At 68.1% G+C, this 20,240-nt stretch carries 17 protein-coding genes; 15 read left to right on the top strand and 2 right to left on the bottom strand.

All coding sequences use genetic code 11. The features are described 5' to 3' along the window. Positions 1–33: 33 nt before the first annotated feature. The gene (locus OEZ60_RS12525; protein WP_263336660.1) at positions 34–1,788 is read right to left on the bottom strand and encodes a nitrite reductase; all 1,755 of its coding nucleotides are present in this window, start codon (positions 1,786–1,788) and stop codon (positions 34–36) included. 133 nt (positions 1,789–1,921) lie between these two features. Here OEZ60_RS12525 and OEZ60_RS12520 point away from each other — a divergent pair, with 133 nt between their 5' ends. The 8 genes from OEZ60_RS12520 (at position 1,922) to OEZ60_RS12485 (ending at position 10,691) form a co-directional block, all read left to right on the top strand. Further along, positions 1,922–3,985, top strand: coding sequence for a NosR/NirI family protein (locus OEZ60_RS12520; protein WP_263336659.1), 2,064 nt, complete (start codon positions 1,922–1,924; stop codon positions 3,983–3,985). Further along, positions 3,982–5,229 carry an NnrS family protein gene (locus OEZ60_RS12515; protein WP_263336656.1) on the top strand — a complete coding sequence of 416 codons (1,248 nt, stop codon included), beginning with the start codon at positions 3,982–3,984 and terminating at the stop codon, positions 5,227–5,229. The genes OEZ60_RS12520 and OEZ60_RS12515 overlap by 4 nt, the downstream gene beginning before the upstream one ends. A gap of 74 nt (positions 5,230–5,303) precedes the next feature. Then, complete coding sequence (locus tag OEZ60_RS12510; protein WP_263336655.1) at positions 5,304–5,756, top strand: c-type cytochrome; 453 nt, start codon at positions 5,304–5,306, stop codon at positions 5,754–5,756. 12 nt (positions 5,757–5,768) lie between these two features. After that, entirely contained in the window at positions 5,769–7,139 is a 1,371-nt protein-coding gene (locus OEZ60_RS12505; protein ID WP_263336653.1) for a cbb3-type cytochrome c oxidase subunit I, read from the top strand. Positions 7,140–7,147: 8 nt separating this feature from the next. Next, positions 7,148–7,951 (top strand): CbbQ/NirQ/NorQ/GpvN family protein, encoded by an 804-nt coding sequence (locus OEZ60_RS12500; RefSeq protein WP_290428730.1) that lies wholly within the window; start codon positions 7,148–7,150, stop codon positions 7,949–7,951. Between the two features lie 8 nt (positions 7,952–7,959). Beyond that, positions 7,960–9,879, top strand: a complete 1,920-nt coding sequence (locus OEZ60_RS12495; RefSeq protein WP_263336650.1) for a nitric oxide reductase activation protein NorD — start codon at positions 7,960–7,962, stop codon at positions 9,877–9,879. Further along, complete coding sequence (locus OEZ60_RS12490; protein WP_263336648.1) at positions 9,876–10,436, top strand: cytochrome c oxidase subunit 3; 561 nt, start codon at positions 9,876–9,878, stop codon at positions 10,434–10,436. The genes OEZ60_RS12495 and OEZ60_RS12490 overlap by 4 nt, the downstream gene beginning before the upstream one ends. A 3-nt stretch (positions 10,437–10,439) precedes the next feature. Continuing rightward, positions 10,440–10,691 carry a nitric oxide reductase F protein gene (locus OEZ60_RS12485; protein WP_263336644.1) on the top strand — a complete coding sequence of 84 codons (252 nt, stop codon included), beginning with the start codon at positions 10,440–10,442 and terminating at the stop codon, positions 10,689–10,691. A gap of 123 nt (positions 10,692–10,814) precedes the next feature. On the opposite strand, the gene OEZ60_RS12480 is transcribed toward OEZ60_RS12485, so the two are convergent. Continuing rightward, complete coding sequence (locus tag OEZ60_RS12480; RefSeq protein ID WP_263336642.1) at positions 10,815–11,522, bottom strand: Crp/Fnr family transcriptional regulator; 708 nt, start codon at positions 11,520–11,522, stop codon at positions 10,815–10,817. A gap of 221 nt (positions 11,523–11,743) precedes the next feature. Between OEZ60_RS12480 and OEZ60_RS12475 the strand changes: the two genes are divergently transcribed. From OEZ60_RS12475 to OEZ60_RS12445, 7 genes are read left to right on the top strand one after another with little or no spacing between them, the layout of a single operon-like run. Beyond that, on the top strand, positions 11,744–13,903 hold the full coding sequence (locus OEZ60_RS12475) for a 4Fe-4S binding protein (RefSeq protein WP_411709803.1): 2,160 nt from the start codon (positions 11,744–11,746) through the stop codon (positions 13,901–13,903). Positions 13,904–13,919: 16 nt separating this feature from the next. Continuing rightward, complete coding sequence (nosZ, locus tag OEZ60_RS12470; RefSeq protein ID WP_263336637.1) at positions 13,920–15,833, top strand: TAT-dependent nitrous-oxide reductase; 1,914 nt, start codon at positions 13,920–13,922, stop codon at positions 15,831–15,833. 3 nt (positions 15,834–15,836) lie between these two features. After that, on the top strand, positions 15,837–17,087 hold the full coding sequence (locus tag OEZ60_RS12465; RefSeq protein WP_263336633.1) for a nitrous oxide reductase family maturation protein NosD: 1,251 nt from the start codon (positions 15,837–15,839) through the stop codon (positions 17,085–17,087). Continuing rightward, entirely contained in the window at positions 17,080–17,979 is a 900-nt protein-coding gene (locus tag OEZ60_RS12460) for an ABC transporter ATP-binding protein (protein WP_263336631.1), read from the top strand. The genes OEZ60_RS12465 and OEZ60_RS12460 overlap by 8 nt, the downstream gene beginning before the upstream one ends. Further along, positions 17,976–18,797: an ABC transporter permease gene (locus OEZ60_RS12455; protein WP_263336629.1), complete on the top strand. Its 822-nt coding sequence runs from the start codon at positions 17,976–17,978 to the stop codon at positions 18,795–18,797. Before OEZ60_RS12460 ends, OEZ60_RS12455 begins: the two co-directional genes overlap by 4 nt. Then, positions 18,794–19,306 (top strand): nitrous oxide reductase accessory protein NosL, encoded by a 513-nt coding sequence (locus OEZ60_RS12450; RefSeq protein ID WP_263336626.1) that lies wholly within the window; start codon positions 18,794–18,796, stop codon positions 19,304–19,306. Before OEZ60_RS12455 ends, OEZ60_RS12450 begins: the two co-directional genes overlap by 4 nt. After that, a complete protein-coding gene (locus OEZ60_RS12445; protein ID WP_263336623.1) occupies positions 19,303–20,223 on the top strand; it encodes an FAD:protein FMN transferase in 921 nt (306 codons plus the stop codon). The genes OEZ60_RS12450 and OEZ60_RS12445 overlap by 4 nt, the downstream gene beginning before the upstream one ends. Positions 20,224–20,240 lie beyond the last annotated feature (17 nt).

Below are 20,240 nucleotides of genomic sequence, written 5' to 3'. Positions count from 1 at the left end.
GGGAGGGCCGCTACCGGCCCTCCCCGAAAGGTGTCAGTAGACGTCCTGACGGGTGTTGAAGACGTTGAACTTGCCGGTCGGCGTGATCAGGCGCGGGTCCTTGATCACATGCTTCAGTTCAAGCGTCTTGTCGTCCACCACGACGATCGCCGATTCCTGCTCCTTGCCGTTCCAGACGGAGAACCAGATTTCGGTGCCTTCCTTGTTGAACTCGCCCTGGACGACGCGCGGCTGGCCTTCCGCGATGCCGGCCCATTCGCCGATGGGCAGCGTCACGTATTCCGGCTCCGCTTCGGTCATCTCGTCGATCTTGAAGACCGCGACCGAGGCCGAGATTTCCGGGTCCGGGTTCAGCGGAGCGTCGACATAGAGGTGGTTCGACTCCGGATGGGTCTTGATGAAGAGCGAGCCGCCGCCGAGGGCATAGAAGCTCTGCACCATCTTCCAGGCATGATCGGCATGACCTTCCGGATCGGTGCCGATCAGCGCCACGGTCTCGTCGCCGAGGTGCGAGGTCGCCCAGACCGGCCCGTAGACCGGGTGGACGAAGTTCGCGCCACGGCCCGGATGCGGGGTCGCGCCGCCGGTCTCGATCAGAGCGGTCAGCTCGCCTTCCTTGGTGTCGACGACCGCCACCTTGCCGCGCGCGTTGGCCGCGACGAGGAAGTAGCGCTTGGTCGAATCGAAGCCACCGTCATGCAGGAACCTTTCGGCCTCGATCTCGGTCACCTTGAGGTTCTTGATGTCCGAGTAGTCGACCAGGAGGATCTTGCCGGTCTCCTTCACGTTGACGATGAATTCCGGGTTGTAGTGCGAGGCCACGATCGAGGCCACCCGCGGTTCGGGGTGGTAGGTCTGCTCGTCGTAGATCATGCCGCGGGTCGATTCGATCTTCAGCGGCTCGAGCGTGTCGCCGTCCATGATCACGTATTGCGGCGGCCAGTAGCTGCCGGCGATGGCGTACTTGTCCTCGTAGCCCTCCATCTTGGAGGTCTCGATCGAGCGGGCTTCGGAGCCGACCTTGATCTGCGCGACCGTCGCCGGAGTCTCCATCCAGAGGTCGACCATGTTGACGAGCGCGTCGCGGCCGATCACGAACAGATAGCGGCCCGAGGCCGAGATGCGGCTGATATGGACCGCGTAGCCGGTGTCGATGACGGCATGGATCTCGTAGGTCTTGCCGTCGATCAGCGCAACCTGACCGGAATCACGCAAGGTGACGGAGAACAGGTTGTCGATGTCGATGTCGTTCATCTTCTCGGTCGGGCGGTCCGCCGGCGGCACGATCAGCTTCCAGCTCGCGCGCATTTCCGGCATGCCGAATTCCGGCGGCGCCGGCGGCTCCAGAAGCAGGTAACGGGCCATCAGGTCGACCTGCGCCTCGGTCATCTCGCCCGAGGTGCCCCAGTTCGGCATCCCTGCGGGCGAGCCGTAGTTGATGAAGCTCTGTAGGTACTCGTAGCCGTTCGCCCGGGTGATGTCGGTCGTCAGCGGCTTGCCGGTCGCGCCCTTGCGCAGAACGCCGTGGCAGCCGGCGCAACGCTCGAAGTAGATGGTCGAGGCTTCGTTGAATTCCTCCTGGGTCATCACTGGGTCGTCGGCCTTGCGGCCGGGAATCTCCAGCTGGAGCTGGCCGAGCGTCGTCATGCTCGGCTCGTAGGCGGCGGCGGGGCCGTCGACATGGTCGGCTGGTTTTTCCTGCGCGACTGCGCCCGACGCGCCAAGCGCCACGGCAAGGGCCGCGCTGGCGAGCAGGCGCCGCCTGCCACGGATTGGCTGAGTATTCATGACGGGTATCTCCGATCGCTGGTGAGGCAGGAAGACGCTGCACCGAAGCCCGCGGGCGCACCTTGACTTTGATCAAGGTAGACAAATTCCCCCCGGCGCAGTTTGGCGCGACAGTCCGAGCCCGGAGGCTCCGATGCCCCTGATCAGTCCGGTCCGGCGCCTTCTGGCCGCCGGATTGTTCGCACTTTTCGCCACCGTGGCCCAAGCCGCGGGGCTCGCCGCCGATGCGATCGCGCCGGCGGAGCCCGATGCCGTGCTCGCGGCGCAGCTTCTTGGCGCCGAAGGTCCGGTGACGGTGATCCGCGAGGAGGGCGCGGTGCCGGGCTGGCGCGCCGAAGCAGGCGGTTCGGTCCTCGGCCATCTCGGCTCGACCTGGGAGGTCGCGGGCTCGGTCGGCTATTCCGGGCGCCCGCTCGACGTGATCGTTGCGCTGGCGCCCGACGGGCGGATCGCCGGGGCGCAACTGATGGCCCATGCCGAGCCGGTCCTGACGCTCGGTATCTCGGATGCCGACATCGCCCGCTACGTGGACGGTTTCGCCGGTGTCGACCTGACCGCCCCGCGCGAGAGCCTGGCCGACGCGCGCGCCGACATGCCCGACATCATCTCGCGCGCGACCGTCTCGACCGCCGCGATCCGCGACGGTATCCTGCGCACCGCGCGCGCGCTCGCGATCGGCCGCGGCCTGATCTCCGAGACCGGCGGGATCGACCGCGTCGGCTACACCGCGCTCGACTGGCAGGGGCTCGTCGCCACCGGTGCGCTGGCCCATGCGACGATGACTCTCAGCGAAGCGCGGGCGGTTCTCCAGGGCGGAAAGAACCCGCCACCCGAGGGGGAAGCGCCGTTCCTCGACCTCTGGGCCGGGTTGATCGACCCCCCGACCGTCGGGCGCAATCTCCTCGGCCAGCAGAACTTCACCCGTGCCATCGGCGCGCTCGGGGCCAAGGATGTCGCGCTGATCCTCATCTCGTCGGGGCTGCACTCGCCGCGCGGCACCGCCTGGCGCCAGAGCGGCAGCTTCGACCGGATCGCCGTGGTGCAGGGCGGCGTCCGCCTGCAGCCGACGAAGGACGACTACATCTTCGTCAAGAAGCTCCACATCGAGGGCGCCCCGGCGGTGAAGGAGATCGGCATCTACCGCCTTGCCGCCGAGGGCTTCGATCCCAAGGAGCCCTTCCGGGTCGAGATCACCGCCACCCGTCCGGCCGAGAGCGGCAGGGATGACGTCACGACCGTCATCGGCGCCGACTACGCGCTGCCTGACGCGTTTCAGTTGGCGCCGCCGCCCGAACCGGAGCCGCTCTGGCGCTCGGCCTGGCAGAACAAGCGCCCCGCCATCGTGATCGTCGCGGCGATGCTTTCGGTTCTGACGCTGATCCTCTTCCTGCAGGAAGGGTTCGTGCGCCGGCCGATGCTCTGGCGCCGGGTTCGGCTCGGCTTCCTCGCTACCACGTTCCTCGTTCTCGGCTGGGGGTTGAACGGGCAGCTTTCGGTGGTGCAGGTCGTGGCCTTCCTGCATTCGCTCCTGACCGGATTCCGCTGGGAGACCTTCCTCGTCGATCCGGTGATCTTCATCCTCTGGAGCTTCACCGCGCTCGGCCTCCTGTTCTGGGGCAGGGGGGTCTATTGCGGCTGGCTCTGCCCGTTCGGGGCGCTGCAGGAGCTTCTGAACAATGCCGCCGCGCGGCTTGGCGTCAAGCAGGTCGCGGTGCCGCAGGCGCTGCACGAGCGGCTCTGGGTGATCAAGTACACGCTCTTCCTCGCGATCCTCGCGCTGTCGTTCTACTCGATGCACGACGCGCTGGTGCTGGCCGAGGCGGAACCGTTCAAGACCGCGATTTCCCTGCGATTCCTGCGTGCCTGGCCATTCCTGGCCTTCGTCGCCCTTCTGCTCGTCGCCGGGCTCTTCGTCGAACGGTTCTATTGCCGCTATCTCTGCCCCCTGGGCGCGGGCATCGCGATCCCGGCGAAGCTGAAGATCTTCGACTGGCTGAAGCGGCGCCCGCAATGCGGCCGCGAATGCCGGCTTTGCGAGACGAAATGCACCGTCGGCGCGATCGACCCTCTGGGCCGGATCAATCCCAATGAATGCGTCCTCTGCCTGCGCTGCCAGGTGATCTATCACGACGCCACCACCTGCACGATCCTGAAGCGCCGCAGCCGGGCGCCGGGTGCGACCGGAGATTCCCAATGACCGCCATCAAACGGCTTTTCGGAGAGGGCTTTCGAGTCTTCTTCCTCGCCGCAGCTCTCTACGCGATCCTTGCCGTTGCGGCATGGGAGGCCTGGCTCGCCGCCGTCTCGACGGGCATGGGCGGGCTAGCGGGGCTTGTCCCCGATGCGGTGCCGCCGCAGCTCTGGCACGCGCACGAGATGGTCTTCGGCTACGCGGCGGCAGCTCTCGGCGGATTCTTCCTGACGGCGGTGCCGAACTGGACCGGCGCCAAGGCGGCGCGGCATCTCTTCATCGCGACCGCCGCCTTCCTCTGGCTTCTCGGGCGGGTCGCGCTCTGGTCGGTTGGTACGTTGCCGCCCGTCATCGTCGCGGTTGCGGACCTTGCCTTCCTGCCGGTTCTCGCGGCGAAGATCGCGACCCAGCTCATCCGCCGGCCGAAGCCGCAGAACGTGATGTTCCTCGGCCTCATCGCCATCGTCTGGACCGGCAACCTGATGGTGCATCTCGAATGGATCGGCGTGACCGCCGATACGCTCGAGGCCGGCCTGCGCGGCGGGCTCTTCGGCCTTGCGGCGATGATCGCGGTTCTCGGCGGGCGAGTGACCCCCGCCTTCACCCGCAACGCGATGGTCCAGTCGGGCCGCGAGACCGGCCTGCCGGTGTCGCGGCGTCCCTTTGAGATCGCCGGAAATGCGGGCGCCATCGCGCTGCCGCTCGCGATCTTCGCGGGGCTGCCGGCTGCGATCACCGGCGCCATCGCGCTCCTCGCCGGCGCGGCGCTGCTCGCCCGGCTCGCGGGCTGGCGCGGGCTCTGGACGGCGGCGCGGCCGATTCTCTGGGCGCTGCATCTCGCCTACCTGATGCTCGGGCTCGGAATGATCGCTTACGGTCTCGCCCGGCACGGCATCGGCGACGAGAACGCCGCCCTCCACCTCGTCGCGATCGGCGCGGTGGGCGGCATGACGCTGGCGATGATGAGTCGGGCGACGCTCGGCCATACCGGGCGCCCGCTCGTCGCGCCGGGGCCGGTGGCGGCGGGCTATGTGCTCGTCGCGCTCGCGGCCCTTGTGCGCTGGGGCGGCGCGGCACTTCCGCCGGATCTCTACATGCCGGCGATGCTCGTCTCGGGCGGGCTCTGGCTCGCGGCCTTCCTGCTCGCCACGGTGGCGCTCTGGCCGGCCTTCTGGGGGCCGCGCGCGCCGCGCGAGGACGCGCCCAAGGCGCCCGGTCGAACGAATGGGCATAGCCGCGTTGCTGCTTGACTTATGTTAAGGCGCCGCAACGGTTTTCCGGGCTTTGTCGCGTCACTGAAACCGCTCCGAAAAAGGAGAGCGCAATGCGCGAAGTCATGACCAAGAGCATGGCGAGGAACGTCTTCTACGGCGGCTCCCTGTTCTTCATCGTGATTTTCCTGGGGCTGTCGGCCCACAGCCATTTCTACATCGTCAACACCTCGACCGACAAAGCGGGGCTGACGGAAAGCGTGGCCGCCGGCAAGCACATCTGGGAAAAGCACGCCTGTATCAACTGCCATTCGATTCTCGGCGAGGGCGCCTATTTCGCGCCCGAACTCGGCAACGTGATGACCCGCTGGGGTGTCGCGGACGACCCCGAAGCGGCCTACGAGTCGCTGAAAGCCTGGATGGACGCGATGCCCACCGGCATCGAAGGTCGCCGCCAGATGCCGAATTTCGGCCTGAGCGATCAGGAATACCGCGAGCTTACCGATTTCCTGCTGTGGACCAACAAGATCCGCACGCAGGACTGGCCCCCGAACGACGCGGGCTGAGGAGGGACGATCATGAAATATCAGACTCAGAAAATCGCCCTCGCCTATTTCGCGGTCGCGCTCGCGCTCTTCGCGGTTCAGGTCACGATGGGCCTCGTCCTGGGCTACATCTATGTCGCCCCGAACTTCCTCTCGGAGATCCTGCCGTTCAACATCGGCCGGATGCTCCACTCCAACAGCCTCGTCGTCTGGCTGATCACCGGCTTCTTCGGTGCGGCCTACTTCCTCATCCCGGAAGAGGCCGAGCGTGAGATCCATTCGACCAAGCTCGCCTATATCCAGCTCGCGATCCTCGTGCTCGGCACGGCGGGCGTGGTCGTGACCTATCTCTTCAACCTCTTCGAGGGGAACTTCCTTCTCGGCAAGGAGGGGCGCGAGTTCCTCGAACAACCGAAATGGGTGAAGGCCGGGATCGTCGTCGCGGCGCTGATCTTCCTTTACAACGTCACGATGACGGTGCTGAAGGGTCGCAAAACCGCGATCACCAACATCCTGCTCCTCGGCCTCTGGGGCCTCGCGCTCCTCTTCCTCTTCGCCTTCTACAACCCGTCGAACCTCGCGCTCGACAAGCAGTACTGGTGGTATGTCGTCCACCTCTGGGTCGAAGGCGTGTGGGAGCTGATCATGGCCGCGATCCTCGCCTACCTGATGCTGAAGCTGACGGGCGTGGACCGCGAGGTGGTGGAGAAATGGCTCTACGTCATCGTTGCCGCCGCCCTCTTCTCGGGCATCCTCGGCACCGGCCACCACTACTACTGGATCGGCACGCCGGCCTACTGGCAGTGGATCGGGTCGATCTTCTCCTCGCTCGAGGTGATCCCGTTCTTCGCGATGATGTCCTTCGCCTTCGTCATGGTCTGGAAGGGCCGCCGCGACCACCCGAACAAGGCGGCACTCCTGTGGTCGCTCGGCTGCGCCACGCTCGCCTTCTTCGGCGCCGGCGTCTGGGGCTTCCTGCACACGCTCCATGGGGTGAACTACTACACCCACGGCACCCAGATCACGGCCGCGCACGGTCACCTCGCCTTCTTCGGCGCCTATGTCGCGCTGAACCTCGCGATCATGTCCTACGCGCTGCCGCTCCTGAAAGGGCGCGACCCCTACAACCAGGTGCTCAACATGGCCTCGTTCTGGCTGATGTCGGGCGGCATGGTGTTCATGACCTTCACGCTGACCTTCGCGGGCACCGTGCAGACGCATCTCCAGCGCGTCCTCGGCATGAACTACATGGAGGTGCAGGACCAGCTCTGGATCTTCTACGCGATGCGGCTCGGCTCGGGCGTGGCGGTCGTGCTCGGTGCGGTGCTCTTCATCTACGCGGTGCTCGTGCCGCGGCGTGAGATCATCGCGCGGGGCGCCGCGTCCATGTCTGCCGCGGAGTGAGCGCGATGATGGACGGAAACATCAACCTGAGGGGGGCCGAGGCCCCCTTCTACCTCGCTCACGGCGACGAGTGCGAGATTTTCGCGGCCGCCTATGGCAACGGCCTGCCGGTCCTTCTCAAGGGGCCGACGGGCTGCGGCAAGACCCGCTTCGTGGCGCATATGGCGGCCGCGCTCGGCCGGCCGCTCTACACGGTCGCCTGCCATGACGACCTTACCGCTGCCGACCTGATCGGGCGCTATCTTCTCAAGGGCGGCGAGACGGTCTGGGTCGACGGCCCCCTGACCCGCGCGGTGCGCGAGGGTGCCATCTGCTATCTCGACGAGGTGGTGGAGGCGCGCAAGGACGTGGCCGTTGTGCTGCATCCCCTGACCGATGACCGCCGCATCCTGCCGATCGACCGCACCGGCGAGGAGCTGGAGGCAGCACCCGGCTTCATGCTGGTCGCCTCCTACAACCCCGGCTACCAGAACATTCTCAAGACGCTGAAGCCCTCCACCCGCCAGCGCTTCGTGGCGATGGAGTTCGACTTCCCGAAGCCCGAGCACGAGATCGCCGTCGTCACCCGCGAAAGCGGCCTCGACGAGGGGCGTGTGCGCTCGCTCGTGCGGCTCGCCGGCAAGCTTCGCGGGCTGAAGGGGCAGGACCTGGAGGAGGGCGTTTCCACCCGGCTCGTCGTCTATGCCGCGACGCTGATCGCCGGGGGGATGGGCGTCGACCGCGCGATCCGCGTCGCGATGGTCGAGCCCCTGACCGATGACGAGGACGTCAAACGCGGGCTGCTCGATCTTGCAACGGCCGTTTTCGGGTGAGGCCGGCCATGGGCAGGATCGAGTTCGAGCCATGGGAACCCGAGGAAAGCGTCGGGAAACTGTGGCACGCGCTTGCCAGCCGTCTGGACGCGCCGAAGGCGCATGACGAAGCCCGCGTCGACCTCTCCGAGGTCGCTGGGCGGCTGGCGGTTCTTTTTCGCGGCCTGGGCGGCGCGCCTTCGGTCGAGTTCCGGCCGGCGCGCGACGAGGTGAGCCACCACCGGCTCTCCTTCGCCCGCCGCCTCGGTACCGAGGCCGAGCGGGTCGCCCGCGCGAGCTTCGACGGCGAGGTTCTGCGCCTGCCCGAGGGGCTCGGGGTCTTCCCGATGCGCGAGGCCAATGCCGCGCTCTATGTCTGGCTCGCCGCCGCCGCCGCCCATGCCGGCGGCCCGGTCGCCGAGACCGATCCCTTGTGCGCCGACCTGCGCGCCATCGCGGCGGCGCGCGAGATGGTTGGCCTCACGCTGGAAAACGCGCCGGGGCTCCGGGCGCTGCATGACGAGTTGGCCCGCGCCTACCTGCGGCAGCGCGACCTTCCCGCCCTGCCGGAAACCGAGGCCGCGGTGGAGGCGCTGGTGCGTCAGGCGCTCGGCGATCCCGCGCCGCTGCCAGCGCGCGCCGAGGCGCTGCTTGGCGCCACTGACGTGACGGCGCCGCGCCGCTACCGACCGTTCCGCCCGGTGCCGCTCTGGCCCGACCTGCGCCCCGCCGACGCCTCCGCGGGATCGGAGGTCGAGACCCGCGACACCGACGGCACTCCCGAGGACAGCGAGGGCCGCACGACCCGCGCCCGCCGCCGCAAGGCCGATCAGGCCGAGCGCAAGGACAGCTTCATCCTCCACAAGTTCGAGGCGATCCTGAGCTGGGCCGAGTTCCTGAACCTCAACCGGCGGGTCGAGGACGACGACCACGACGCCGCCAAGAAGGCCGCCGAGGACCAGGACGAGATCGGCCTCGGCCAGGTCTCCAAGGCCCCGGCGACGAAGCTCAAGCTCCATCTCGATCTCGCGCCCGAGGATGTCGACCGCGAGGCCCTGTCGGGCACGTTCCTCTACCCCGAATGGGACGTCAGGACCGGCCAGTACCTTGCCGCCCATGCCCGCGTCCTCGCCTCCAAGATCGAGCCGGGCGACGCGGTGCCCTCGTTCCGCGCCGATCCGGCGGCGATTCGGCGCATCGCCCATGTCCGCCGCCAGTTCGAGGCGCTGAGGCCGGGGCGCATGTCGCAGCCGGGCTATCCGGACGGCGACGACCTCGATCTCGAGGCCGCCGTGCGTGCGCAGGTCGAGTTCAACGCCACCGGCCGCGCGAGCGAGCGGATCTGGCGCCAGACGCGGCCGGTGGCGCGCGACCTTGCCGTCTCGATCCTGCTCGACACCTCGCGCTCGACCGAGAGCGCGGTGACGGGGCGCAGCGTCATCGACATCGAGCGCGAGGCGCTGGCAGCCCTCGCCTGGGGGCTCGATGCCTGCGGCGACGATTTCGCGATCCACGCCTTTTCCTCGCTGAAGCGCGACCGGGTCTATGTCACCGGCTGCAAGGAGTTCGGCGAGCCGATGACGGACGTGGTGGAGCAGCGCCTCGGCGCCTTGCGCCCCGGCTTCTACACAAGGCTCGGCGCGGCGATCCGGCATTGCTCGGCGGAGCTTTCGGGGCAGGCGAAGAAACGCCGGCTCCTCATCGTCATCACCGACGGCAAGCCGAACGACCTCGACCATTACGAGGGCCGTCACGGCATCGAGGACAGCCGCATGGCGGTGCGGGAGGCCGAACGCGCGGGCCATGCGGTCTTCGGCATCACCGTGGACCGCGACGGCAAGTCGTGGTTCCCGCGCATGTTCGGGCGCGGCGGCTATGCGCTCGTGCCGCATCCCGACCGGCTGATCACCGCGCTGCCCGAGATCTACCGCAGGCTCGTCGGCGCATGACCGACTCGCCGACCGAGACGGGGCCGTTCGACGACCTGCCGGGCGACCTGATGATCTGGGTGCTGATCGTCTCGGAACTGCTGGTCTTCGGCGCGGGCCTCGCGGCCTTTCTCGCGGTGCGCGCGACCGACCCGGCGGGCTTCGCCACGGCGCAGGCGGCGCTTCATCCGGCGGCCGCGGCGCTCAACACCGCGGTTCTCGTCACCAGCGGCGTCGCGGCAGCGCTGGCCGCGCGGTCGGCGGAGGCGGCGCGTCTTGGCGCCGGGCGGCTCTGGCTCGCCTTCGCGATGGCACTCGGGGTGGTGTTCCTCGTCGTGAAGGGCTTCGAATATGCCGATCTTGCGGCCCAGGGGATCGGGGTCGAGAGCCACGCGGCCTTCACCTTCTACTACCTGCTCACCGGCTTTCACGCCGCCCATGTCGCGGCCGGGGTGCTGATCCTCGGCCTAGTGGCGATAAGGCTGCGGCCCTACCCGGTCGAGACGGCGGCGGCCTTCTGGCACATGGTCGACCTCGTCTGGGTGCTGCTCTTCCCCGTGATTTACCTGATGGGCTGAGCCATGATCCGCGACCCGCTTCCCCGCGCCTGGGCGCTTCTGATCGGGCTCTCGCTCCTCTCGGCGGCGCTTGCCGACTGGTCCGATCCCGGCCGCCTTACCTCGATCCTGATCCTCGGTCTGGGCCTCGCGAAGGCGCGGACCATTCTCGCGACCTATCTCCGCCTCGCCGGCGCGCCATTCTGGATGCGCGGCGCGGACTGGGTGCTCGCGCTCGTCGGGGTGCTGCTCCTGGGGCTCTACATCGTCGGCTGAACGCCGCGGGGCGGGGCAGTGCCGCGCCGGATTGGACCCTGGCGCTTCCCTCCCCCCTCGTGGGGGAGGGAGGGGGAGGGGAGGCGCTTGAGACTCCCGCGATCCGTCTGGGTTGACCGCTGTCTAGAGCGCCTTGCTCCAGGCCTCGGCCGGGTCGCTCTCGGCGAAGGCGCGAAGCCCGCCGACGCTGCGGATCGCGGCGTGGTTCTTGCGCACGCTCACGCCATGCTCCTTGAGCCGGGCGAAGGCGCGCGAGAGGCTTTCCGGCTTGATCCCGAGCCGGCCGGCAATCAGCACCTTGTCATAGGGCAGCGTGACCGTGCAGGCGCCCTCCTCGACCGGGCAGAGCTCCAGCAGGAACTCCGCCACCCGTTGCGCGCCGGTCTGTGCCTTGAGCTGCTCGACCTGCGATACGAGGCCGTGGAGATGCACGAAGGTCGCGGCCAGAAGGCTCATCGCCAGTTCCGGCGTCTCGCGGATCAGGGCCGCGATGACGCGGGCGGGGACGAGGATCACCCGCGCCTCGGTCACCGCCTCGGCCGCCACCGGATAGTCGCGTTTCTGGAAGGCCAGCGCCTCGCCGAAGCTCTGACCGCGGGTGAAGACGCAGACCACGGCTTCGGCACCGTTCGGCGCGATCCGGTAGAGCTTCACCCATCCGTCGACGACGATGTGGATGCAATCCGCCGTCTCGCCCTGCAGGAAGAGCGCCGCGCCGCGCTCGAAGGTCACCTCGCGCGACTGGTCGAGCACGGCGTCGGCCATCTCCGGCTCGAGCTTCGACAGCAAAAGCGAGTTGCGGGCGATCCTGCGGTCGGCGCTGGTGATCATGTCCTGTCCTTTGCGCGTGGTCGTCAATGACGATCGGGGGCCGACTCGGGCCCCGTCCTTGCGCCCTCGCTACCGCGCAGGCCGGGCCCGCGATTTGACCTGTGACAAATAAGGATACGATTTTTATCGGGTTATCGGAACCGACCCCCGGCAGCTTGACCTAAGTCAACGACATCCGGGGTGCTCCGGGTGCTTCTGGCGCGGAACCGCGAATACTGGGATTGCCCGTGCTACGTTTCCTGATCACCCTGGCGCTCGTCCTCTTGCTCGCGCCGATCCCGCGCTCCGCAAAGGCCGAGACGCTGGCCGACTTCCTGCCGGACCTCGATCCCGCGGCCTTCGCGGAAGGCGCCGACGGGTTCGGCGCGATCCGCGGCGACCTGCCCGTCGCGCCCGTGACGGCGAAGGGCGAAACCGTGGCATGGGCGTTTCTCACCTCGGATTTCGTCGGCACCACGGGCTACTCCGGCAAGCCCATCCATGTCGTCGCGGCGATCTCCCCGGAGGCGGTGCTGACCGGTGTGGAGCTCGTCAAGCATTCCGAGCCGATCGTGCTGATCGGCATCCCCGATTCGAAGGTCCGCGCGCTGACCGAGAGCTATGCCGGGATCGACCTCAAGGCCGAGGCCGCCGCCGGCGGCTCGGCGCATGACCTCGACATAATCTCGGGCGCCACCGTGACGATCATGGTGATCGACGATTCGATCATCCGCGCCGGGATCAAGGTCGCCCGTGCGCTCGGCCTCGGCGGGCTCGCGCCGGAAGCGCAGGGCGGGCCGGCCCGCGCGCTCGACCCCGCCGTGACCGAGACGGCCGACTGGGCAACGCTCGCCGGCGACGGCTCGATCCGGCGGCTCGCGCTCGACGTGGGCCAGATCAACGCGGCCTTCGCCGCGACCGGCGACGCGAAGGCCATCGCGCGGCCGGAGCCCGGCGCGCCGGAGGATGTCTTCATCGACATGCAGGCCGCGCTCGTCAGCGTGCCGGCAATCGGACGGAGCCTTCTTGGCGAGGCGGAATACGCGAACCTGACGAACTGGCTCGGCGAGGGCGAGCACGCGGTCCTGATCCTCGGGCGCGGGCGCTACTCCTTCAAGGGTTCGGGCTATGTGCGGGGCGGCATCTTCGACCGGATCCAGCTGATCCAGGGCGACAGCGCGGTGCGGTTCTTCGACAAGCAGCACCGGCGCCTTGGCGTCGTCGCGGCGGAAGGCGCACCGAGCTTCACCGAACTCGACATCTTCAAGATTCCCGCCGATGCCGGGTTCGATCCGGCCGAGCCGTTCCGCATCCAGCTTCTCGCGCAGCGTGCCATCGGCGCGGTGGAGAAGACCTTCCTGACCTTTGACCTCGACTACCGGCTGCCGGAGCGATTCCTGCTGCCCGCCGCGGCGCCCGCGACCGAGGCCTCCGCCGCCGCCGAGGAAGCCGCGGCCAAGACCGCGCTCTGGCAGCGGATCTGGCGTGATCGGACCGTCGAGATCGCCGCCCTCGGGGTGATGCTCTTCGTGCTGACGGCGGCCTTCTTCTTCCAGGTCCAGGCGACGCGGGACGCCCGCGCCTTCCTGTGGTTCCGGATGGGGTTCCTCACCGTCACGCTCGTCTTCATCGGCTGGTACGCGAATGCGCAGCTCTCGGTGGTGAACCTGATGGCGCTGGCGGGGAGCCTCCGCGATGGCTTCACCTGGGACGCGTTCCTCCTCGATCCCCTGGTCTTCATCCAGTGGTTCGCGGTGGCCGCCGCGATGATCTTCTGGGGCCGTGGCGCCTATTGCGGCTGGCTCTGCCCCTTCGGCGCGCTGCAGGAGCTTACGAACCGGATCGCGCGGGTCCTTGGCGTGCCCCAATGGACCCTGCCCTGGGGCCTGCACGAACGGCTCTGGCCTGTGAAATACGTGATCTTCCTCGTCCTCTTCGGCGTCTCGCTTGCCTCGATCCCGACGGCGGAGAAACTGGCCGAAGTCGAGCCCTTCAAGACTGCGATCATCCTCAAGTTCGTCCGCGACTGGCCCTTCGTGGTCTTCGCCGCCGCGCTCCTGATCGCCGGCCTCTTCGTCGAGCGGTTCTACTGCCGCTACCTCTGCCCCTTGGGCGCCGCGCTCGCGATCCCGGCGCGGATCCGCATGTTCGACTGGCTCAAGCGCTACAAGGACTGCGGCCATCCCTGCCAGACCTGCGCCATCGAATGCCCGGTCCAGGCGATCCACCCGACCGGAGAGATCAGTCCCAACGAATGCGTCAACTGCCTGCATTGCCAGGTCCTCTACCAGTCCGACGCGAAATGCCCCGTGGTCATCCGCCAGCTGAAGCGGCGGGCGTCCGTGGGGAAAGCACCGAAAATGGCCCGATCCCGGCAAGACCGGGAACTGGCCGAAACCTGACCGAAAGGAGATCGGGATGTCTGAAGCCTTCAAGAAACTCGCCATGACCCGGCGCGGCATGCTCGGCGCGACCGCCGGAAGCTCGGTCCTGGCCGCGACCGGAGGGGCCGGGCTCGGCCTGCTTGGCGCCACGCCTGCGAACGCACAGTCGCCGAGTCCGCACCTCGCGCCGGGCGAACTCGACGAGTATTACGGCTTCTGGTCCTCGGGCCAGACCGGCGAGCTTCGGATCATGGGCGTGCCCTCGATGCGCGAACTCATGCGCGTGCCGGTTTTCAACCGCTGCTCTGCCACCGGCTGGGGCCAGACCAACGAGTCGCTGAAGGTCCTGACCGAGGGCCTGACCGAGGAGACCAAGGCCTTCCTCGCCTCGCAGGGCAAGGTCACCTACGACAACGGCGACCTTCACCACCCGCACATGTCCTTTACCGACGGGACCTATGACGGGCGCTACCTCTTCATGAACGACAAGGCCAATACCCGCGTCGCGCGGGTGCGCTGCGACGTCATGAAATGCGACAAGATCATCGAGATCCCGAACGCCCATGACATCCACGGCATGCGGCCGCAGAAGTACCCGCGCACCGGCTATGTCTTCGCAAACGGCGAACACGAGGCGCCGCTGGTCAACGACGGCAAGATCCTTGACGACCCGAGCCAGTATGTGAACATCTTCAGCGCCATCGACGGCGACGAGATGAAGGTGGCGTGGCAGGTGATGGTCTCGGGCAACCTCGACAACACCGACTGCGACTACCAGGGCAGATATGCCTTCTCGACCTCCTACAACTCGGAAATGGGCATGAACCTTGCCGAGATGACGGCGGGCGAGATGGACCATGTCGTCGTCTTCAACATCAAGGCGATCGAGGAGGGCGTCGCGGCGGGCGACTTCCAGGAGTTGAACGGCGTGCCGGTGCTCGACGGGCGCAAGGGTTCGAACAAGAACTACACCCGCTACATCCCGATCCCGAACAGCCCGCATGGCGTCAACACCGCGCCCGACAAGAAGCACGTCGTGATCAACGGCAAGCTCTCGCCCACCGTCTCGGTGATCGACGTCGACAAGGTCGAGGCGCTCTTCACCGAGGATGCCGACCCGCGGTCCTGCATCGTAGCCGAGCCGCAGCTGGGCCTCGGGCCGCTTCACACCGCCTATGACGGGCAGGGCAACGCATTCACCACGCTCTTCCTCGACAGCCAGGTCGTGAAGTGGAACATCGACAAGGCCATCCGCGCCTTTGCCGGCGAGGACGTCGATCCGATCATCTCCAAGGTCGACGTGCATTACCAGCCGGGCCACAACTCGACCACGATGGGCGAGACCTCCGAGGCGGATGGCAAGTGGCTGATTTCGATGAACAAGTTCTCCAAGGACCGGTTCCTGAACGTCGGTCCCCTTAAGCCCGAGAACGAGCAGCTCATCGACATCTCGTCGGACGAGATGAAGGTGGTCCACGACGGCCCGACCTTCGCCGAGCCGCATGACAACATCCTCGTCCACCGCTCGAAGGTGAACCCGCTCAATGTCTGGAAGCGCGACGACCCGATGTGGGAAGACGCGCGCAAGCAGGCCGAGGCGGACGGCGTCGACCTCGACTGGGGCCACGACGAGCCGATCCGCGACGGCGACAAGGTGCGGGTCTACATGTCCTCGGTGGCACCGGAATTCTCGATGGAGAAATTCACCGTGAAGGAAGGTGACGAGGTGACCGTCTACATTACCAACATGGACGATGTGGACGACGTGACCCACGGCTTCTGCCTGTCGAACTACGGCATCGCCATGGAGGTCGCGCCGCAGGCCACCGCCTCGGTGACCTTCAAGGCGACCCGGCCGGGCGTGCACTGGTTCTACTGCCAGTGGTTCTGCCACGCGCTCCACATGGAGATGCGCGGCCGGATGTTCGTCGAACCGAAGGCGGTCTGAGCCATGATGCTGCTTCGGGCGCTTCTGATCCTTCTCGCGCTGCCGGCTGCGGCGGCCGAGTGGGACGTGGCGCCCGGGGCGCTTTCCGAGACGCTTGCCCGGGCCGAGGCGGGCGACACGCTCCTGCTCCGGCCCGGGACCTACCGCGAGACCGTCGCCGTCGACCGCGCCGTCACGATCGAGGGCGGCGGCAAGGCGGTGATCGACGGCGGCGGCAAGGGCACGGTCATTACCGTGACCGCGCCGGACGTGACGCTTTCGGGCCTTACCGTGATCGGCTCCGGCGCCTCGCACGAGACGCTCGATTCCGGCATCAAGCTCACCAAGGGAGCGACCGGGGCGGTGGTGCGCGGCAACGTGCTGAAAGGCAACCTTCACGGCGTCGACGTCCACGGCGCCCGCGACGCGCTCGTCGCCGGGAACCTGATCGAGGGCCGCCAGGACCGCCACATGAACGCGCGCGGCAACGGCGTCTATGTCTGGAACGCGCCGGGCGCGGTGGTGGAGCGCAACGACATCCGCTGGGGCCGCGACGGCATCTTCGTCAACACCTCCAAGCGCAACATCTTCCGCGACAACCGCTTCCGCGAGCTGCGCTTCGCCGTCCACTACATGTACGCGAATTTCAGCGAGGTCACCGGCAATCTCTCGATCGGCAACGACCTCGGCTACGCGGTGATGTTCTCGCGCCGGGTCAAGGTCGCCGACAACATCTCGATCGGTGACCGCGAGCACGGCGTGATGCTGAACTATGCCAATGACGGCATCGTCACCGGCAACCTCGTGCGCGGCGTCAAGGACCGCTGCGCCTTCCTTTACAACGCGAACAAGAACACCTTCTCCGGCAACCGCTTCGAAGGCTGCGAGATCGGCATCCACTTCACGGCCGGCTCCGAAGGCAATACGATCACCGGCAACGCCTTCATCGGCAACCGGACCCAGGTGAAATACGTGAGCACCCGCTGGGTCGAATGGTCCGACGAGGGCCGCGGCAACTACTGGAGCGATTTCGCCGCCTATGACGTCAACGGCGACGGCATCGCCGACACGCCCTACCGGCCGAACGACAGCATGGACCATGTGCTCTGGACCCAGCCATCGGCCAAGCTGCTTCTGGGCTCGCCCGCGGTGCAGCTCGTGCGCTGGTCGCAATCGGCCTTCCCGGCGCTCCTGCCGGGCGGCGTCGTCGACAGCCACGCGCTGATGCGGCCGGTCGAGATCCCGGTGCCCGAATGGGAGATGAACCATGACTGATGCCGTCCTGAGCATCGCCGCCGCCACCAAGGAGCGCGGTTCGCTTCGGACCCTGAACGCGGTCTCGCTCGACTTGCGTGCGGGCGAGCGGGTGGCGCTTCTCGGCCATAACGGCGCGGGCAAGACCACGCTGATGAAATTGATTCTCGGCCTTACGCCACTCACGGACGGCCGGATCACGGTGGACGGCGCGACGCCGGGCAGCGCCCATGCCCGCGCCGCCACCGCCTACCTGCCCGAAGCCGTCGCCTTTCACAAATCGCTGACCGGGCGTGAGCAGCTTGCGCTCTTTGCCCGCCTCGCCGGGGTCTCGACGGCGCAAGTCGGCCCGCTTCTCGAACGCGTCGGGCTCGCCGACGCCGCCGACCGCCGCATCGGCACCTGGTCGAAGGGAATGCGCCAGCGCCTCGGCCTCGCGCAGGTCCTGCTCGGCCGGCCGAGGGTCGCGCTTCTCGACGAGCCGACAAGCGGGCTCGACCCGATTTCGCGCCACGAGCTCTATGCGATCATCGACGAACTGGCGGCCGAGGGCGCGGCGGTGCTGATCGCCTCGCACGCGCTGACCGAGGTCGAGGCACGCACCGACCGCATCGCGATCCTGAGCCACGGCGATCTCGTCGCCAACGACACGCTCGCCAATCTCTCGCGCCGCGCCGGCCTGCCGACGCGGCTCCGTATCCGTGCCATGCCGGGTGCGGCCGACAGGGTCGCCGGCCAGACCGGCGGCGCGCGGGTGAACGGCGCCTCGGTCGAGATCCTCTGCGCGCCCGAGAACAAGATGGAGGAGCTCCGCCGGCTCTCCCATCTCGGCGACCTCGTCGCCGATATCGAGATGACGCCGCCGGGGCTCGAAGACCTCTACCGCCACTATGCCGAAGGAGGCCGGACATGAGACGCGCCCTTGCCATCGCCCGGGCGGAGTTCCTGATCGTCCGCCGCAACCGCTGGGTCTTCATGGCGACCCTGATCATGGTGCTCTTCGCGCTCGCCCTGACTTTCGCGGGCAGCGCGCCGACCGGCGCGCTCGGGGTCGACATGCTGACCGTCTCGGTCGCCTCGATGACCACGCTCTCGGTTTATCTCGCGCCGCTTCTCGCGCTGATGATGGCCTTCGACTCGATCGCCGGCGAGGCCGAGCGCGGCGGGCTCGCGCTGATCCTCTCCTACCCGGTGAGCCGGGGCGAGATGCTGATGGGCAAGTTCATCGCCCATCTCGCGGCGCTCGCCTTCGCGATGACGATGGGCTTCGGCGCGGCGGGCGCGGTCGCCGCCTTCGCCGGCGGCGCCGCGCCGGAAAGTCTGATGGCGCTTCTTCGCCTGATCCTGACCTCGGTCCTCCTCGGTGCGGTCTTCCTCGCGCTCGGCTACATGATCTCGGCGCTTTCGGGCAGCTCCACGGGCGCGGCGGGCATGTCGGCCGGGCTCTGGCTGATCTTCGTGGTTCTCTACGACCTCGGCCTGCTCGGCGCCTTGGTCCTCGACAACGGCGGCGCCTTCACCCAGACCGCCTTCCCCTGGGTCATGGCCGCCAACCCCGCCGACGCCTTCCGGCTCTGGAACATCGCCGCCTCCGACGCCGTCGCGCTGACGAGCGGCATGACCGGGGCCGCCACCGCGCTGCCCGGCTGGGCCGCACCCCTGTCGCTCTGCCTCTGGCCGTTCCTCGCCCTCATGCTGGCCCGGCTTGCCTTCCGGAGGGTCGAAGCATGAAACGCATCCTGATCGCCACGCTGCTTCTCGCCGCCTGCAAGGAGGAGGTCGCCGTGGCGCCCGACCCGGTGTCCTTCACCGATGAGACGCTCGCCCATTTCTGCGCGATGAACGTCGCCGAACATGGCGGGCCGAAAGGGCAGATCCACCTCGAAGGCATCCCGGAGCCGTTGTTCTTCGCCCAGGTCCGCGATGCGGTGGCTTACCTCAAGAGCCCCGAGCGCGACGCCGCCATCGTCGCGACCTATGTGACCGACATGGGCAAGGCCGCAAGCTGGGACGAGCCCGGGCCGACTAACTGGACCGCCGCCGACACAGCGGTGTTCGTGGTGGAGGCCGAGGTCGCGGGTGGCATGGGCGCGCCCGAGATCGTACCCTTCGCCGACCCCGCCGCGGCCGAGGCTTTCATCAGCCGCTACGGCGGCAGGGCGGTGCCGCTCGCCGAGATCCCCGACGAGGCCGCGCTCGCCCCGATCGACCTCGACGCCAAGCTGGAGACGCCGTCATGACGCGCCCCTTCACCCGCCGCCGCTTCCTGACCATCGCCGCCGCGACGCTCGCCGCCGGGGTCGCGCGGGCGGAGACCGCCGCCACCGAATGGCACGGGGTGGCGCTCGGCGCCCCGGCCTCGCTCACCATTCGCGGCGACCGCCGCGCCGCCGAAACCGCGATCACCGCCGTTCGGGCCGAGCTTCAGCGCCTCGAGCGCATCTTCAGCCTCTACAACTCCGACTCGGCCCTCGTGCGGCTCAACCGCAACGGCTGGCTCGCGGCACCGCCGCCGGAGTTGCTCGAGGTGCTGAGCCTGTCCGGCCAGATCCACCGCCAGACCGGCGGCGCCTTCGACCCGACGATCCAGCCGCTCTGGCAGGTCTATGCCGAGGCGGCCGGTGCGCCCGTCCCGGACCGGATCGAGTCGGCCTGGGCGCGCGTCGGCTGGCAGCATCTGCGGTTCGACGCGGACGAGATCGCCTTCGCCCGGCCGGGCATGGCGCTCACGCTGAATGGCATCGCCCAGGGCTACATCACCGACCGGATCGCCGCTCTCCTGAAGGCGCGCGGCATGACCGACGTGCTCGTCGACATGGGCGAGATCGCCGCACTCGGCACCCGCGCCGATGGCACTCCCTGGCGCGCGGGCATAGCCGCGCCGGACGGCCGCATCCTCCACCGGGTGACGCTGAGCGACCGCTGCCTCGCCACCTCGGCGCCCTCGGGGACCGTGCTTGATCCCGCGGGAGAGGTTGGTCATATTTTCGATCCACGGCGCCGCGCACCGGCCGGGGCGCAGCGCGTGGCATCGGTGTCGGCGCCGTCCGCGGCCCTCGCCGACGGCCTGTCGACGGCCTTCTGCCTGATGACGCCGGCCGAGATCGACGCCGTCGTGGCAGAACTGCCCGGCGCCAGAGTTGAAACCCTGATCTGACCATTCAACGCAGAGGA

It is taken from the genome of Albidovulum salinarum (assembly GCF_025673475.1).
Taxonomy (GTDB): Bacteria; Pseudomonadota; Alphaproteobacteria; order Rhodobacterales; family Rhodobacteraceae; genus Albidovulum; species Albidovulum salinarum.
The sequence above is the reverse complement of the archived record's forward strand: the minus strand, read 5'-3'. Positions and strand labels throughout refer to the sequence as shown.

Bases quoted from the DNA above. Each gene is read 5' to 3' on its own strand.
- OEZ60_RS12525 (WP_263336660.1), bottom strand. From the start codon at position 1,788: ATGAATACTCAGCCAATCCGTGGCAGGCGGCGCCTGCTCGCCAGCGCG.
- OEZ60_RS12490 (WP_263336648.1), top strand. From the start codon at position 9,876: ATGACCGACTCGCCGACCGAGACGGGGCCGTTCGACGACCTGCCGGGC.
- OEZ60_RS12450 (WP_263336626.1), top strand. From the start codon at position 18,794: ATGAAACGCATCCTGATCGCCACGCTGCTTCTCGCCGCCTGCAAGGAG.
- OEZ60_RS12495 (WP_263336650.1), top strand. From the start codon at position 7,960: ATGGGCAGGATCGAGTTCGAGCCATGGGAACCCGAGGAAAGCGTCGGG.
- OEZ60_RS12480 (WP_263336642.1), bottom strand. From the start codon at position 11,522: ATGATCACCAGCGCCGACCGCAGGATCGCCCGCAACTCGCTTTTGCTG.
- OEZ60_RS12455 (WP_263336629.1), top strand. From the start codon at position 17,976: ATGAGACGCGCCCTTGCCATCGCCCGGGCGGAGTTCCTGATCGTCCGC.
- OEZ60_RS12515 (WP_263336656.1), top strand. From the start codon at position 3,982: ATGACCGCCATCAAACGGCTTTTCGGAGAGGGCTTTCGAGTCTTCTTC.
- OEZ60_RS12485 (WP_263336644.1), top strand. From the start codon at position 10,440: ATGATCCGCGACCCGCTTCCCCGCGCCTGGGCGCTTCTGATCGGGCTC.
- OEZ60_RS12510 (WP_263336655.1), top strand. From the start codon at position 5,304: ATGCGCGAAGTCATGACCAAGAGCATGGCGAGGAACGTCTTCTACGGC.
- OEZ60_RS12500 (WP_290428730.1), top strand. From the start codon at position 7,148: ATGGACGGAAACATCAACCTGAGGGGGGCCGAGGCCCCCTTCTACCTC.
- OEZ60_RS12505 (WP_263336653.1), top strand. From the start codon at position 5,769: ATGAAATATCAGACTCAGAAAATCGCCCTCGCCTATTTCGCGGTCGCG.
- nosZ (WP_263336637.1), top strand. From the start codon at position 13,920: ATGTCTGAAGCCTTCAAGAAACTCGCCATGACCCGGCGCGGCATGCTC.
- OEZ60_RS12465 (WP_263336633.1), top strand. From the start codon at position 15,837: ATGATGCTGCTTCGGGCGCTTCTGATCCTTCTCGCGCTGCCGGCTGCG.
- OEZ60_RS12445 (WP_263336623.1), top strand. From the start codon at position 19,303: ATGACGCGCCCCTTCACCCGCCGCCGCTTCCTGACCATCGCCGCCGCG.
- OEZ60_RS12460 (WP_263336631.1), top strand. From the start codon at position 17,080: ATGACTGATGCCGTCCTGAGCATCGCCGCCGCCACCAAGGAGCGCGGT.
- OEZ60_RS12520 (WP_263336659.1), top strand. From the start codon at position 1,922: ATGCCCCTGATCAGTCCGGTCCGGCGCCTTCTGGCCGCCGGATTGTTC.